Consider the following 14,757-nt stretch of genomic DNA (forward strand, 5'->3'; position numbering starts at 1 on the left):
CGCGCGGGATCCTTCCCGAAGAAGTCCTGGGTGAAGACGCGAATCGGCCCGGCCGGAGTCCTTGGCGGGCGGGGCGTAGACTACCCGTCGGCCCGGCGACCGGCAAGCCGAGATCGGCCGCCGGGCGACCCGACCGGGTCGGCCCCGGAGGGCGGGGGCATGGGAGACGGCGCCCGGAAAGCCCCGCCTCGGCCGGCTGTTCCGGCTTGACCTGGATGGTGCGGCCCCTATCATTGGGACGGGCCGGCGCACGGCCCCAAGGGCCTCGCATTTCGACGGCGCCATCGGCCGTCGAGATCCCGCGTGCCGGCCGGCGCCCGCCGGCGTCCGAGGGCTCGTCCGTTCAGCCGACGCGTACGCCGCCCCTCGGAGAGTCCGTAACATTTCGGTGTCGAGCGTCTCGACGCTCGCTCGGCGTGGTGGATCGCAAATGCAATGACGACGCCCGTCCCCCGCATCGCCCTGGCGACGTCCACCTCGGGCCCCGACCCGTCGATCGCCGGCCTGGCCCTCATCGCCGGCCTCACGGCCCGGCGGTGGCGCGTCCAGCACTTCCGCACCCGGGCCTGCCCGACCGCCACCGAGGTCGTCGCCCACGCGACCGGGATGCCGGGCCGCCACCTCGACACCTGGCTGATGCCGCCCGACGTCTGCCGGACGCTGCTCGCCGAGGGCGTCCGCACCGCCGACCTCGGCGTGGTCGAGGGCCGCCTCGACTCGCCCGGCGTCCTCTGCGAGGCCGGCCTGGAGCCGGCGCCCGGCGACCTCGGCCCCCTGGTCCACATCCTGGACCTGCCGGTCGTCTCCGTCGTGCCGGCCGCCGGCTTCCGCGACGGCACGTTCCACCTGCCGGACCTGCCGCGGGACGCCGCCGCGGTGATCCTCGACGGCCTGGAATCCCCCGACGACCTGGACCGCCTCCGTCGGCTGATCCGGCTCACCAGCGGCCTGCCGGTCGTGGGAGCGGTCGACCTGCTCCCCGGGGCCCGTCGCGAGATCGAGGCCGCCCCCCCCGGCGCCTTCCCCCGCGAGGCGGTCGACGCCCTCGCCGCGAGCTTCCTGCGCCACGCCGACCTGAAGGCGATCGAGACGCTGGCCACCAGCCGGTCCTACCCGGAGTACGTCGAACGGCCGGGCCGCCGCCGTCCCGTCGGCTCGTCGGGGTTCCGCGTGGCCTACGCCCGCGACGCGGCCTTCGGCTGCTACTTCCCCGACACCTTCGAGGCCCTCGCGGCCCTGGGGGCGCAGCTCGTCGAGTTCTCGCCGCTCAACGACGGGGCCCTGCCCGACGGCGTGGACCTCGTGATGATCGGCTGCGGCCTGGCGGACGTCTACGCGGGCCAGCTGGCGTCGAACGTCAGCATGCTGGCGTCGCTGCGGCAGCACGTCTGCCGGGGCCAGCGGATCTACACCGAGGGGGGCGGCTCCGCCTACCTCGGCCGGTCGATCATCGTCGACGGCGAGCGGATCCCCGGCGCGGGCATCCTGCCGGTCGAGGCCGAACGCGCGGCCGTCCCCAGGCCCCCCGAGCCGGTCGTCCGGACGCTCTCCCGCGACAGCTGGCTCGGACCCCGGGGCAGCAAGGTCCGGGGATACCGCAGCGGCCGCTGGAACCTGAAGTTCAGTCCCACCCCGTTCGAGTGCCCGTCCTGCTACGGCCGGCTCTCGGGCGACGGCGACTTCTACTTCCGCCACCACGCCGTGGGGAGCTTCGTGCACCTGCACCTGGCGGCGCTCCCCGAGGTCGTCTCGGCCTTCGCCGGGCCGCACCACCCGTCGCTCCGCCGGCCGACGACGATCGCCCTGCCCGACGAGACCCGGGAAGACGAGGCCGGCCCCGACGCCTGACCTGATGAAGCGAAGGCGCCCCGTCAGCGGGGGCCGTCGGACTCCAGGCGGGCTTCGAGCCGGCGGACGTTCTCGGTGAGGGCCTCGCTGTGGGGCTGGAGCTTGAGGCCGCGACGTAGGGTCTTCAGGGCCTCGCGGGGCTGGTCGAGTTCGAGCTGACACTGGGCCAGGCCGCCCAGGGCGCCGATGTGGTAGGGGTTGAGCGTCAGGGTCCGGATGCAGTCCTCGGCGCTCTCGGCGAACCGGCCGAGCTTGAAGTAGGCGATGGCTCGCTGGTTGTAAGCCTCGGCGAAACGGGGGGCGCGGGCGACCAGCCGCGAGGCGCGGTCGACGGCCTCGTCGAGCCGCTCGGCGGCGGCCAGGGTGCGCACCTCTTCGAGGGCCTGATTGTTCTCGGGCGCGTCGGCCCGGAACCAGACGACCCACAGGGCGCGTTCGGCCATCGTCCGGACGACGGGGTCGTCGTCGCGCAAGGCCCTTCCGAGCAGGGTGTTGCAGCCGTCGAAGGTGCCCATCACCCCGAGGGCGAGCACGGCCCCGCGGCGGGCCGCGACCTGGGGCGACGCGCCCAGCACCCGGCAGAGCGTCTCCTCCGAATAGCGGGCCGCGACCTGCTCTCGGAACCGGGCGAGGTCGCGATCGCGCAGGAAGGCCTCGTAGTACTCGGTCAATAACGGCCCGGAATGAGGACCCCACATGCCGGTGGCTCCCACCGATTGACGTTGTCGCGACGAATCGTCCGGCCCCGCCCACGTCCCCGGCGACGCCGCGGCGATCCCCCCCGTCAACAACGCGACCGCGAGGCCGAGCCGACGCGCGCCGGGCGTCGGCGGGCGATCGCGACGGCGGACCGTCGGGTGCGGGACGTCGTCCATGGCGCGACTCCTGATCGATTCGGACGGCGGCTCCCGCCCCGGGAGCGTCGAGGCGGCCCGTGGGGGCTCGTCAACAGAACGGGGCGGACTCCTGGGCGTGTCTCTCCGTATGCGAGCAGAGGCGAGGCAAGGCGACGCGGATCGGGCCGCGGTGCGCGGTCGGGTGTGATCGTGCCGCCGAGTCTACCAGCGCCCGTCGACCCGCTCCAAGACGTCCGAATCCTTTCGTTGGCAATTTTTTTCGACCCTGCGCCGACCGGGAATCGAGTCCCGAAGCGGCGATGTTCGGGTCGAGCCGCGGGGACGGCGGGCCGTGCCCTCCTCTCCGCCCTCCGGGGCCGCCGACCCGGCTCCGCCGGAACCGGAGCGTCGCGTCATCGGGGACGACCCCCATTTCGACCCGGCCCGCCCCGCGAAGAGTGCAAACCGCCCCGGCCCGGATGGCCGAATGTGGCACGACGGCCACGACGATTGCCCATTTGCGCCCATATTACGGAAGGACGGTGGGGAAAAACGACATTCCGCGTCGGGGCAAGCAACTGGTTGGATTCAAGCATCAGGCTTTGCTCGACCGGATTGACACACGGGGTTGGCAAGATCGTAGAACCTGGTAGAAAGAGGATCGATGGGGAGCGGAAGGCCCTTCGGGGCGACCGGCTCTCCCGCGGGATATCCCACGGAACGCGACATCGACGACGCCGCGGCGGAGACGCTGCGCGCCTCCTCGGTAGATCGGATGTCACGCCTTTTTTGTTCGGTCCGGGATCAGCGTCGAGCGGACATCAGGACCGGCCGGTTCCGTGGGCGTCATGGAAGATTTTCGAGGGCGTCCGACTTCGGACGTCGCCGACGGTCGAGGAGTTGCACCAAGATGGGTTTCATCGTCCCGCCATCGAAGTACGAGATTCAGCACGCGAAGCAGATCTTCGCGGCCCAAACGTACCAGTCCACGCACAACGGCCAACTGCCGGACACGCGGGCCTGGCGCATGCTGGAGTCGCGGCACGCCCTGAACGCGACCCGATTCGACTTCTACCACCCGAACATCGGCCGGATGATCGAGGGCCGGGGCTTCACGCCGCCGGCGACTCAGGTCGTCGTCAAGGGGTGGCAAGGCCACATGCGCGGACCGGAGACGACCCCGATCGTTCCGATCATCCCGCCGGTCGTCCCGCCGGTCGTCGACGTGGTCCCGACCACGCCCACGCTCCCCCCCACGGGGCAGGAAGTGACCCCGCCCGGCCCGCTGGCGCCGCAGTCCGTCGTGCCCGAACCCGCCGCCTTCCTGATGTTCGCCGTGGCCATGCTGACCATGGGCCTGTTCTTCCATCACGCGCGGCGACGGCCGCGCTGATCCCGGCCGACGCTCCGCGAGGCGATCGCGGAGCGTCCTTGCCGCCGGACGGGCGGGATAGTACGTTCATTGCAGCGGCCCACGACCCGTTCGTCGCGCGCAACGGACAACCATGCCGACCTTTACGGAACACGCGTCCACGACGGCGGAGCCGCGGCCGGGACCCTGGTCGGCGGCGGGCCGAGCCTTGCTGACGGCCTCGGCGCTCGCCGCGGGCCTGGCGATGCTGGCCGTCGCCCCCGCGCGCCACGCCCGGCCGGCCCGCGCGCCGGTGCTCGTCGTGGACGTCAACGCGGTGCCGGTCGAGGTCCTCTCGGCGCTCCCCAGCGTCGGCCCGGCCCTGGCCCGCGAGATCGTCGAGCGGCGGGCCGAGGCCCCGTTCCTCAGCCTGTCCGACCTCGCCCGTCGCGCCCGGGGCGTCGGCCCCGTCACCCTCGCCCGGCTCGCCCGCCACCTCCGCGCCGGCGACGAGGTCGCCGCCCGCCTCCGCGAGGCGACCCCGGGCCGCTGACCCGCTCGGCCTGGGAAATTCCTCCGCCTCGCCGGTATACTGGAACGCCTAGACCGACGTTCACCGGGAAGCCCCCAGGCGCGACGAGGCCCAGACACGATGAGCGCATACCAGCTTGTCAGCCCCTACCAGCCGGCGGGCGACCAGCCCCAGGCGATCGAGAAGCTCGTGCAGGGCCTGCGCGAGGGCAAGGGGGCCCAGACGCTTTTGGGGGTCACCGGGTCGGGCAAGACCTTCACCATGGCCAACGTCATCGCCCAGTACGGCCGGCCGGCGCTGGTGATGTCGCACAACAAGACGCTCGCCGCCCAGCTCTACGCCGAGTTCAAGGAGTTCTTCCCCCACAACGCCGTCCGCTATTTCGTCAGCTATTACGACTACTACCAGCCCGAAGCCTACATCCCCCAGCGCGACATCTACATCGAGAAGGACGCCTCGATCAACGAGGAGATCGAGCGGCTCCGGCTGGCCTCGACGAGCGCGCTGGTCAGCCGGCCCGACGTGGTGGTCGTCGCCAGCGTGTCGTGCATCTACGGCCTGGGTTCGCCCGACGACTACCGCAAGATGATGGTCCGCCTGAAGCTCGGCGACGTCGTCGACCGCGACGAGCTGCTGCTGAAGTTCGTGGACATCCAGTACGACCGCAACGACGTCTCCTTCGAGCGCGGCAAGTTTCGCGTGCGGGGCGACGTCGTCGAGCTGTGGCCGGCCTACGAGGAGTTCGGCCACCGCATCGAGCTGTTCGGCGACGAGGTCGAACGGATGGCGACGATCGACCCCCTGACCGGCAACGTCATCGGCACGCATGACGACCTGTATATCTACCCCGCCAAGCACTTCGTCCTGCCCGAGGAGCGGATCCAGGGGGCCGTCGACTCGATCGGCAAGGAGCTGGAGGAGCGGCTCCAGCAGCTCAAGGAGCAGGGCAAGCTGCTGGAGGCCCAGCGGCTCTCGGCCCGCACCCGGTACGACATGGAGATGCTGCTGGAGGTCGGCTACTGCTCGGGGATCGAGAACTACTCGCGGCACCTGTCGGGCCGGAAGCCGGGCGAGACGCCCAACACGCTGCTCGACTTCTTCCCGCCCGACAGCCTGTTCTTCCTCGACGAGTCGCACGTCACCCTGCCGCAGATCCGCGGCATGTTCGCCGGCGACCACAGCCGCAAGCTGACGCTCGTCGACCACGGCTTCCGGCTCCCCAGCGCCCTGGACAACCGCCCTCTGCGGATCGACGAGTGGGAGGCCAAGCCCGCGCGGCGGATGTTCGTCTCGGCCACGCCGGCCGACTACGAGGTCGCGGCGTCGGGCGGCGAGGTCGTCGAGCAGGTCATCCGGCCCACGGGCCTGATCGACCCGATCGTCCGCGTCGAGCCGGCCCGCGGCCAGGTCCCGGCGCTCCTGGAAGAGGCCAGGAAGCGGGCCGCGAAGGGCGAGCGGGTGCTGATCACCACGCTGACCAAGCGGCTGGCCGAGGACCTCACGCGGTACCTCAAGGAGCAGGGCCTGCGCTGCAAGTGGCTGCACTCGGAGCTGGACGCCATCGAGCGGATGACGATCCTCCGCGAGCTGCGCGAGGGGGCCTTCGACGCCCTCGTCGGCGTGAACCTGCTGCGCGAGGGGCTGGACCTGCCCGAGGTGTCGATGGTCTGCATCCTCGACGCCGACAAGGAGGGGTTCCTCCGCAGCGAGACGTCGCTGATCCAGACGATCGGCCGCTCGGCCCGCCACGTCAACGCCGAGGTCGTCCTCTACGCCGACAAGATCACCCCCTCGATGCAGCGGGCGATGGACGAGACCGAGCGGCGGCGGGCGCTCCAGCTCGCCTACAACGCCGAGCACGGCATCACGCCCGAGTCGATCGTCAAGGCGATCCGCAAGGGCATCGAGGAGGAGATCCAGGCCCGCACCGTCGCCCGCCAGGCCGTCCACCGCGACGAGGCGACCGACGCCAGCGAGGAGTACCTCTCGGCGCTGGAGGCCGAGATGCTCGACGCCGCCGAGAAGCTGGAGTTCGAACGCGCCGCCGCCCTCCGCGACAAGATCCACCAGCTCCGCTCGACCCAGTCCGGCGGCCCCGCCCGCCCCGCCGCCAGCCCCCAGGGCCAGAGCGCCCGCTCCAAGGCGAAGGCCAAGGCCCGCGCCGGCAAGAAGCGGAATTGAGCCCTCGGCCGGCCGGGCCGTCGTCCTTCTCCCCTCGTGGGAGAAGGTGGCCCGAAGGGCCGGATGAGGGGGATCCCCTCCGGGTCTCGGGCTGCGAGGCCGTCTTGGGGCCTGGACTGCGAAAGGCCCGCGTCGGATGACGAGCCCCTCATCCGGCCTGCGGCCACCTTCTCCCACGAGGGGAGAAGGAGTTTTCGCCCCACCCGCCTCGATGAATTGGACAGGGCGTCTTCTAGATTCGGGACCCCGCGTTTCCACGCCCCACCCATGGTCGCGCGCGACGCCTTGGGATACACTACCGACGTATCCTGTTACGGTGTCTCGCGGGAGGGATGGGGAAGTCATGACGCGCCTCGGATTTGCTGGGACGGGTCTTCGTCGTGGGGTCGGGCTGATCGCGGCGGCCCTGGTGACGGCCGTCGCGGGCTGCGAGAGTCCGGTGCCGCCGGACGTCGCGGCGCGGATCCGGCCGGCGGGCGCCGCGCCGAAGAAGGGGCTCAAGAGCCTTGAGCTGGTGCCGGCCCCGAAGGCCCCCTACGAGCTGGAGGTCGCGAGGGCGGCGGCGCGGATCCAGGCGGGGCTCGAGACGGTCCTGGTCCGGACGGCGGAAACGCCGGCCGACGCCCCGGCCGGTCGCCAGGCGGAACTTGTCCGCGAGGCGATCCGCCGCGACCCGCCGGCCGTCATCATCGAGGTCCCGGGCCAGCCCGACGCCGAGCTGGCCCGCGCCGCGGGCGAGGCCCGGGCGAAGGGGATCCTGGTCGTCGCCCTGGGCCGGCCGCTGGGCGAGTCGGCCGGCGGCCCCGGCCGCGAGATCGTCGTCGCGCCCAAGCCGTTCGGCGAGTCGGCCGCGCGGATCGTGCAGGTGGCCGCGCGCAACGCCGTCACCGGCAAGACCGACCCCAAGGCGGGGGCCGTGATCCTCGTCCACGAGCCGTCCGACCCCCTGGTCGGCGACCGCGTCGCCGCCCTCAAGGAGGCGCTCCAGGCGGCCGGGGTCGGCGAGGTCGGCGAGGTCCGATTCTCGGGCGAGGCCAAGGACGTCGAGCCCGGCCTTCATGAATACCTGGCCGCCCACCCCAAGGCGACCCTCGTGCTGGCGACCGACGCCGCGGGCGTCGCCGGCGCCCAGACGAGCATCAAGCCCGATCGCCCCTACGTCGTCGCCGGCTACAGCGACGACGAGTCCGCCTGCAAGGCGCTGACCAACGCGGGCGAGTACGCCGCGATCGGCGTCTACGTCGCCGACCGCCTGTTCCGCAAGGGGGTCAACGTCGCGGCGCACGTCCTCCGCGGCGACACGGTCGCGGACCGGGTCGAGATCGACACGCCCATCCTCGCCTCTCCCCTCCAGTCGGGCCTGCCCCGGGGGCCCGTCGAGCCGCTCGGCCCCGGCAAGGGGAGATTGGCGACGCCCGCCGAATGACGGCGGCGAGGCAGGGGAGGACCGACGCGCGATGGCGAACCCAGACCCCGGCTTCGGCGAGCCCGAGAGGCGCAACGCCGAGGCCCTGATCCGCATGGCCCTGGCCGAGGACCTCGGCGACCGCGGCGACCTCACCACGACGGCCGTCATCCCCCCCCAAGCCCGCGGGTCGGCCCGGCTGGTGGCGCGGGCGCCGGGAGTGCTCGCCGGCCTGCCGATCGTCGCCATGCTCGTCGAGGCGTTCGGGGTCGAAGGCTGGCGGCCCCGCAAGGCCGACGGCGACCGCCTGAGCGCCGGCGACGTCGTCGCCGAGATCGAGGGCGACTTCCGCGCGATCCTGACCCTGGAGCGCACCGCCCTGGATTTCGTCCAGCGGCTGGCCGGGGTCGCCACCCTGACCTCGCGCTACGTCGCCGAGGTCGCGGGGACCGCCGCCCGGGTCCTCGACACCCGGAAGACGACCCCCGGCTGGCGGATCCTGGAGAAGTACGCCGTCCGCTGCGGCGGCGGCTTCAACCACCGCATCGGCCTGTACGACGCCGTCCTGATCAAGGACAACCACCTGGCCTGGCTCAAGGCCGAAGGCGGCGCCGACCCGATCCCCCGCGCCGTCGCCGCGGCCCGCGCCGCCGCTCCCGAGGGGACGGTCGTCGAGGTCGAGGTCGACACGCTCGACCAGTTCGACGCGGCCCTGGCCTGCCGGCCCGACATCGTGCTCGTCGACAACCTGGGGCCGGACGCGCTGGGGGAGGCCGTCCGCCGCCGCGACGCGCGGGCGCCGGGCGTGCGGCTGGAATCCTCGGGGGGCGTGACGCTGGCGACGATCGGGGCGCTGGCCCGGACGGGCGTCGACCGGATCAGCGTCGGGGCCCTGACGCACTCGGCGATCGCCCTCGACGTGGCCTTCGACTTCGCCGTCGCCCCATGACCGCCGGGCCGTCGACCACCTGGGCCGACCCCGCCCCGCCGGCCCTGAACATCCCGCTGCTGGAGCGGATCCGGGGCGCGGCGGGCTTCGTGCCGCTCGCCGAACTTCCCGGCGACCCCCGGGCGACGGCCGCCGACCTCGACGCGCTGGCGGCCTTCGGCTTCGGGCTCGACCGCCGCGAGGACGGGGCCGTCGCCTATCGGGGGCCGGCGCGACGGCTCTGCCCGGACCAGATCGAGCACGAGTTGGGCACGGCGCGGATCGGCCGCCGGCTGGCCGTGTGGAGCCGCGTCGGCAGCACCAACGACGCCGCCGCGCGGGGGGCTTCGACGGCGGCCAACGACGGCCTGGTCGTGATGGCCGAGGAGCAGACCTCGGGCCGCGGCCGCCGGGGCCGGTCGTTCCACGCGCCCGAGCGGTCGAGCCTGCTGATGTCGGTCCTGCTCTTCCCGCCCGCGAGCCTCGCCCCGATGGGGAAGGACTCGGCCTCGGGCGTCGCCTGGCTGACCGTCGTGGGGGCGGTCGCCGTCGCCGAGACGGTCGCCGAACGCTCCGGCCGCGAGGCCCGCATCAAGTGGCCCAACGACGTCCGCGTCGACGGCCGCAAGATCTGCGGCGTGCTGGTCGAACGCGCGATCCGCCCGGCCGACGCCGACGGCCCGGAGACGGCGGTCGTCGTGGGGATCGGCCTGAACGTGAACGTCGCCGCCGATGCGTTCCCCCCCGAGCTGCGCGAGAAGGCGACCTCGCTGCGGATCCTGTCCGGCCGCGATTTCGACCGCTCGGACCTGGCCCGCGACCTGATCCGCCGCCTCGACCGCTGGTACGACGCCAGCCTCCGCGAGGGCCCGTCGGCCCTGTCCCTGGCCTGGCGCGACCACTGCGAGCACCTGGGCCGCCCCGTCCGCGTCGCGACCGCCACGGGTGTCCTCGCCGGCCGCCTGGTCGACGTCGACCTCGAACAGGGCCTGACCCTCGAACCCGGCCCCGCCGACGACCCCGCCCGCCTCCCCGGCCTGGTCCGCATCCCCCTCGACGCCGTCGCGGCCCTCGAACCCGGAGCCTGATCGATTGGCTTGGAATCGGCTCCGTTCGTCCGGCGACGCCTGTCGTGGTTTCGCCGTAAGCTTTGAGATTTCAAGGTGATGGGGCGGAATCGGGTTGGCTTCGTTGGCTCGATAAATTTTGTGTTTCCGGCTGCCGCTCGGCCGCGGCGGCGTCGTGGCGGGGCGTGGCCGGGAGGGTCTTTCAAGGTAAAGGATGGTCTCCGATCGCGCGATCGGGAATCGAATCTCGCGGCGGTGGGCCGTTTCCGTCCCCGGGACGCTCGCACCGACGTCAATCCAACGTCGCAATCACGTACAGCATCAGGGCGACGTAGGCGAGGAGGCCGGCGATCAGGCCCGTGCCCAGGGCGATGAGGAGCCCGAAGGAGATCTTCGCGAGCGCGCCGCGGCGGGCGTCGGGATCTCGGAAGGATCGCAGTTCTCCGAAGCGCAAGGCGGCGAGGAGGAGGGGGACGGCGACGAGGACGAGGATCAGTCCCGACGCCGTCTCGTAGGATCGCTTGAGGCGATCGCGCGCGGCGTTCGCTTCCCGTCGATGCGACTCCGCCCGGTCGTGCTCTCCCCTGCGGGCCGAGGCTTCGGCCTTGCGGTCGGATTCCCGGGCGTTGGGGAGGTGCAGGAACGTCCCTTCCAGCAGGTGGCCCGCCCCCAGGAACGTGACGAAGAACGCGGCGAACGCGACGGTGGCCAGCATGAGCGCCGTGACGGAGCAGCCGAGTCGGGGCATGGGGCGAGGGCCTCGTCGCGTGGGGGTGGGTCGCATTTCCGCGTCCCGAGGATCGCCCCTCTCCCGCGATGCGTCAAGCTCGGCCGGATTTTGCTGCGGGATTCGGGGGCGGGTCGGGTAGCATCGCGGATGGAGGCGGTGGATCTCATCGGTCGGATCGGGAGGTCGTTCATGGCGGACGCCGGCGCCCGGATGACGGTCCTGCATGCGGTGGCCCACTTCGAGGGCCGGTGGGGAAAGGATCGGCTCGAGCGCGCCTTCCCGCCGGGCTGGTTCGCCGACGAGCCTCCGAACACGTCGGTGTTCAAGATCCTGTACGCCCTTCAAAGGGAAGGGCTCGTCGCCGGCCCCGACCGGACCGACCTCCGCTGGATCTACGTCGCGACCGATCGCGGCCTCGCCGCGCTCCGCGAGGCGGGCCTGGATTCGACCGGGCCCGTCGAGGGCCGCCTCGCCCCGGGGAACACGCCATGACGCCGAAATGGACCGATCCCGACTTCGAAGACGGGTCCAAGAAGGCCGATCGATGGACCGATCCGGACTTCGAGGATGGGGCCAAGAAGTTCGCCGACGTCGGCGCCTTCTCGTCGCGGCGCTGGCGGCTCGCGTTCGCCATGGGCGTCGCGACGATGGTGCTCTTCTTCCTCCTGTCGTGGACGACCGTCAGGATCCGACCGCCAGGGCCCGTCGGCCCGACGCCGCCCCGGTCGCCGATCCTCGCGGCGAAGCGGCGGGAGCCCCTGAAAAAGTACAGGATCGATTCTTGGACGGCCCCGTCGCCGCGGAGCGTCGCCGGCGCCCTGCGCGCCGGCCCCCTGCCGGTCGTCGCCCCCATCCCGGTCAAGCGACCGATCCCGAGCGCCCCGCGTATCCGTCCCGCCACTCCGGTCCCGTTCGTCCCGAGCAGGGCGATATCGCCCCGGCCGATGGTCTCGTCCTCCACCCCGATCCCTCCGGCCACGCCGGCCGAGCCGGCCATGCCGCTGTTCCCATTCCCCTGAGCGCCTCGGCCGGAACCGGGCGGCGGCCCTAAGGATCGGCCCGCCCGAACGTGATGAAGCTGGACCCCGGGAAAGGAGGATGCCATGACGACCCGATGGACCGATCCCGAATTCGACGACCGATGCAAGAAGGACGAGCCGGCGGCTCGGGCGCACGCCTTCCTGGGCATGCGGCCCGGGGTCGCTTGCGGGGCGACGACCGTCCTCGTCGCCATGCTGGCGGCCTACACCACGCTCGAAGGGCCGTCGGCCGCCACGACCCGCCCGCGGGCGCGGCGAGTCTCGATCGCGTGGCCGGCCCAGGTCCGGACGGCCCCGCCGAGGATCGCGCCCCGCGTCCCCGGGCCTCCGCTCCGGCGCGGCCGATTCACGCCCGCGCCGCCGATGGCGTTCGACCCCCCGATGGTCGTCCCGGCCCGCCCGGGGATCGACGAGGCGATGATCCACGAGGCCCGTACGGACCTCGATCCCGGGATGATCGTCCCGGCGCATCCCAGCTTCGGGCCGATCGACGCCGTCCCGATCGCGCCCGGGCCGCCGGCGGTCAGGGCGCCGGCGCGAACCACTCCGGGCCGATGATCCGGCCGAGGAGGAAGAACTTCCGGTCGGGATACCAGAGCACCGCGCGGCCGTTTCGGACGGTCGAGCTGGCGTAGAGGGCCAGGTCGAGACGCCCGGGCGTCCCCGGCTTGCCCAGCGCGACGCCGTCGTGATCCATGAACGGGCGGGGCTCGTCGAACCAGACCGGCTGGTCGGCCCCGGCCTGGAAGCGGCCGGCCGCCAGGAAGATCGGCCGGCGATGCCGGCCCGTGTCGGCCGGGCCGTAGCCCTTGTAGTGGCCGTCGTGGTTGTGGAGGAAGAGCGCGTATCGGCCGCCGCCGGCCGACTCGCCCACGTCGTAGATCGGGCAGGGTGAGAGGGGATGGAGCAGGGGGGCTCCGCCGTCCTTGCGCAGCAGCACCTGGGGCGAGGTCCAGGTCTCGCCGCCGTCGCCGCTCTGCGACCAGTACGGGCTGCCGGCCGCCGTCCGCATGACCACGAACAGCCGGCCGTCGGGGAGCCTCACGATCGACGGCTCCTGGCAGGCGCTCCGCTCGGGACGGCCCGGGAACGGCACGGCGAGCGCCTTGTCGTTCGAGGCGAACCACGAAATCTTCAGGTCGCGCGGCTCGGGGGCGTCGTCGACGTTCTCGAACCGCATGAACTCGACGCGGGCGTCGGCCGCGCGCCAGTCCTTGAGCGGGTTCGGGATCACCGCGTAGCTGGTCCAGCGGGTGAAGCCGGCGAGGTATCTGCCCCCCGCGCCGAGCCGCAACGGCTTCTGCCAGCAGAGCATGTTGGGCGGCATCGTCGGGTCGGGGTTGTCGTGGATGCTGCGCGCGACGGGGACGTCCTGGGGCGGCGACCAGGTCCGGCCGGCGTCGTCGCTGATGACGCCCCGGAGCCATCCGGTGTGGTGGAAGAACGTGTCGAACCTGCCGATGTGCTGGCTGTACAACACGTAGATGCGACCGGTCTTCGCCACCAGCGGGTAGCCCCAGCTCGCCATGGGGCCGTCGCCCGGCTTCTTCGGCCCGGCGACCACCCGGGGCTCGGTCCAGGTCTTCCCCTCGTCGTCGCTGCGGGCGAAGGCGATGTGCTGGTCGGCGGGCTGGGCGGCCGAGTAGTTCTCGACCGAGCTTTGCGTCCACACGGCCATCAACGAGCCGTCGGGCCCGTCGAAGACCAGGAAATGCTCGTTGCCCGTGTCGGCGACCGCCCCGTCGCGGATCCTGGGGACGAAGACGACGAAATCGGGCTTCGTCGCGCGCAGCTCCGTCGCCGCCCGCGCGCGAAGGTCGTCGGCGTCCTTGATGAACTCCTTCGCCGCCGGCCCCTGGCCCGACGCCGGACTCGTCAGCCCCCACGCCCCCGCCAACGCGGCGGCCGCCACGAGATGATGTCGCACGATCAGCCCTCCCCCCGGTCCCAGGCCTGGTTCCCCAACCAAGAGGCTCCGGCAAATCGGGCCGCGGATCAACGGGCATGCGGGTCGAACGAGGGACGGGCGCGGACGCCGTCGAACGCCCGGCCGGCCGCGAAGGCGAGGGGGTCGTGCGATCGGTCGGTCGGTCGTCGCCTCCCGCTCCCGGCCGTGGGGCGGCCGAGGAGCGAGGGGAAGAAGGTGAGAGGGCGTCGCGGCGGTGGCGTAAGCCGGATTCTGTCGGGGACGGAGGAACGGGGACCGCTCCATCCGGCCTCGGATGATCATTTCTCTGGGACGCCGGTCTCCCGACGCCTCGAGCGACCTACCCGGGAGTCGATGACGGGTCGGGCCGACCCGTGCGGGACGAAGGCTCGCGAGGTCCGGTCGCCCGGCCCTTCGACGCCCACGCTGTCTCCCGCTGCTCCCCTATTTGGTCTTGCTCCCGGTGGGGTTTGCCGAGCCAGGCCGGTCGCCCGGCCTGCTGGTGAGCTCTTACCTCACCGTTTCACCCTTACCGCGACGTCGGGACGTGAATCCCGGCGGCGAGGCGGTTTGCTTTCTGTGGCACTTTCCCTATCCCGTACGCGAACGCACCGGACGGTGGGCGTTACCCACCACCGCGCCCTGGGGAGTCCGGACTTTCCTCCGCGGCACGTCCCCCAGGCCGGTCCGCGCCCGCCGGGTCTCCCCGACGCGCCCGAGCCGCCCTGGGGCGCCACGGCGATCATCGCTTCCGCCGCGAGCCCTCTGCACCATGATAGGAGGTTTCCCCCCCATCCCCAAGACGAATCCGCCGCCGGAAGGTTCGAATCGCCCGCGCCGGAATCCGCGGCGGGCCCCTCGGTCCGCGGCCGCCGGCCGCTCCAGGCCGTTTTCGGGGAAATGCGCCGATTG

The 14,757-nt window shown here is 72.4% G+C and carries 13 protein-coding genes and 1 other RNA gene; 10 read left to right on the forward strand and 4 right to left on the reverse strand.

Translation table 11 applies throughout. From position 1 onward, the window contains the following. Positions 1–435: 435 nt before the first annotated feature. Positions 436–1,848 (forward strand): cobyrinic acid a,c-diamide synthase, encoded by a 1,413-nt coding sequence (locus PZE19_RS29940; RefSeq protein WP_277864275.1) that lies wholly within the window; start codon positions 436–438, stop codon positions 1,846–1,848. Positions 1,849–1,871: 23 nt separating this feature from the next. On the opposite strand, the gene PZE19_RS29945 is transcribed toward PZE19_RS29940, so the two are convergent. Continuing rightward, a complete protein-coding gene (locus PZE19_RS29945; RefSeq protein ID WP_277864276.1) occupies positions 1,872–2,723 on the reverse strand; it encodes a tetratricopeptide repeat protein in 852 nt (283 codons plus the stop codon). Positions 2,724–3,594: 871 nt separating this feature from the next. Between PZE19_RS29945 and PZE19_RS29950 the strand changes: the two genes are divergently transcribed. From PZE19_RS29950 to PZE19_RS29975, 6 genes are all read left to right on the forward strand, one after another. Next, positions 3,595–4,077 carry a hypothetical protein gene (locus tag PZE19_RS29950; protein ID WP_277864277.1) on the forward strand — a complete coding sequence of 161 codons (483 nt, stop codon included), beginning with the start codon at positions 3,595–3,597 and terminating at the stop codon, positions 4,075–4,077. A 112-nt stretch (positions 4,078–4,189) separates the two neighbouring features. Further along, complete coding sequence (locus PZE19_RS29955; RefSeq protein ID WP_277864278.1) at positions 4,190–4,588, forward strand: ComEA family DNA-binding protein; 399 nt, start codon at positions 4,190–4,192, stop codon at positions 4,586–4,588. Between the two features lie 99 nt (positions 4,589–4,687). Continuing rightward, on the forward strand, positions 4,688–6,748 hold the full coding sequence (uvrB, locus tag PZE19_RS29960) for an excinuclease ABC subunit UvrB (protein ID WP_277864279.1): 2,061 nt from the start codon (positions 4,688–4,690) through the stop codon (positions 6,746–6,748). Positions 6,749–7,091: 343 nt separating this feature from the next. After that, on the forward strand, positions 7,092–8,174 hold the full coding sequence (locus PZE19_RS29965) for a sugar ABC transporter substrate-binding protein (RefSeq protein WP_277864280.1): 1,083 nt from the start codon (positions 7,092–7,094) through the stop codon (positions 8,172–8,174). Positions 8,175–8,205: 31 nt separating this feature from the next. Beyond that, positions 8,206–9,102: a carboxylating nicotinate-nucleotide diphosphorylase gene (gene nadC, locus PZE19_RS29970; RefSeq protein ID WP_277864281.1), complete on the forward strand. Its 897-nt coding sequence runs from the start codon at positions 8,206–8,208 to the stop codon at positions 9,100–9,102. Continuing rightward, positions 9,099–10,169 (forward strand): biotin--[acetyl-CoA-carboxylase] ligase, encoded by a 1,071-nt coding sequence (locus PZE19_RS29975; protein WP_277864282.1) that lies wholly within the window; start codon positions 9,099–9,101, stop codon positions 10,167–10,169. The genes nadC and PZE19_RS29975 overlap by 4 nt, the downstream gene beginning before the upstream one ends. Before the next feature lie 271 nt (positions 10,170–10,440). Here the strand turns inward: PZE19_RS29975 and PZE19_RS29980 are convergent, their stop codons facing one another. Then, on the reverse strand, positions 10,441–10,896 hold the full coding sequence (locus PZE19_RS29980; RefSeq protein ID WP_277864283.1) for a hypothetical protein: 456 nt from the start codon (positions 10,894–10,896) through the stop codon (positions 10,441–10,443). Positions 10,897–11,067: 171 nt separating this feature from the next. On the opposite strand from PZE19_RS29980, the gene PZE19_RS29985 reads away from it, so the two are divergent. The 3 genes from PZE19_RS29985 (at position 11,068) to PZE19_RS29995 (ending at position 12,476) form a co-directional block, all read left to right on the forward strand. Beyond that, positions 11,068–11,370 (forward strand): hypothetical protein, encoded by a 303-nt coding sequence (locus tag PZE19_RS29985; protein ID WP_277864284.1) that lies wholly within the window; start codon positions 11,068–11,070, stop codon positions 11,368–11,370. Further along, positions 11,367–11,897: a hypothetical protein gene (locus tag PZE19_RS29990; protein WP_277864285.1), complete on the forward strand. Its 531-nt coding sequence runs from the start codon at positions 11,367–11,369 to the stop codon at positions 11,895–11,897. The genes PZE19_RS29985 and PZE19_RS29990 overlap by 4 nt, the downstream gene beginning before the upstream one ends. An 84-nt stretch (positions 11,898–11,981) precedes the next feature. Next, positions 11,982–12,476, forward strand: a complete 495-nt coding sequence (locus tag PZE19_RS29995; RefSeq protein WP_277864286.1) for a hypothetical protein — start codon at positions 11,982–11,984, stop codon at positions 12,474–12,476. Here the strand turns inward: PZE19_RS29995 and PZE19_RS30000 are convergent. Both PZE19_RS30000 and rnpB read right to left on the reverse strand, forming a co-directional pair. After that, the gene (locus PZE19_RS30000) at positions 12,442–13,845 is read right to left on the reverse strand and encodes an exo-alpha-sialidase (RefSeq protein ID WP_277864287.1); all 1,404 of its coding nucleotides are present in this window, start codon (positions 13,843–13,845) and stop codon (positions 12,442–12,444) included. The two genes, PZE19_RS29995 and PZE19_RS30000, sit on opposite strands and share 35 nt — an antisense overlap. Positions 13,846–14,077: 232 nt before the next feature. Further along, an RNA gene (rnpB, locus tag PZE19_RS30005) (RNase P RNA component class A) lies at positions 14,078–14,525 on the reverse strand. Between the last annotated feature and the right edge of the window lie 232 nt (positions 14,526–14,757).

Source organism: Paludisphaera mucosa (assembly GCF_029589435.1).
Lineage (GTDB): Bacteria > Planctomycetota > Planctomycetia > Isosphaerales > Isosphaeraceae > Paludisphaera > Paludisphaera mucosa.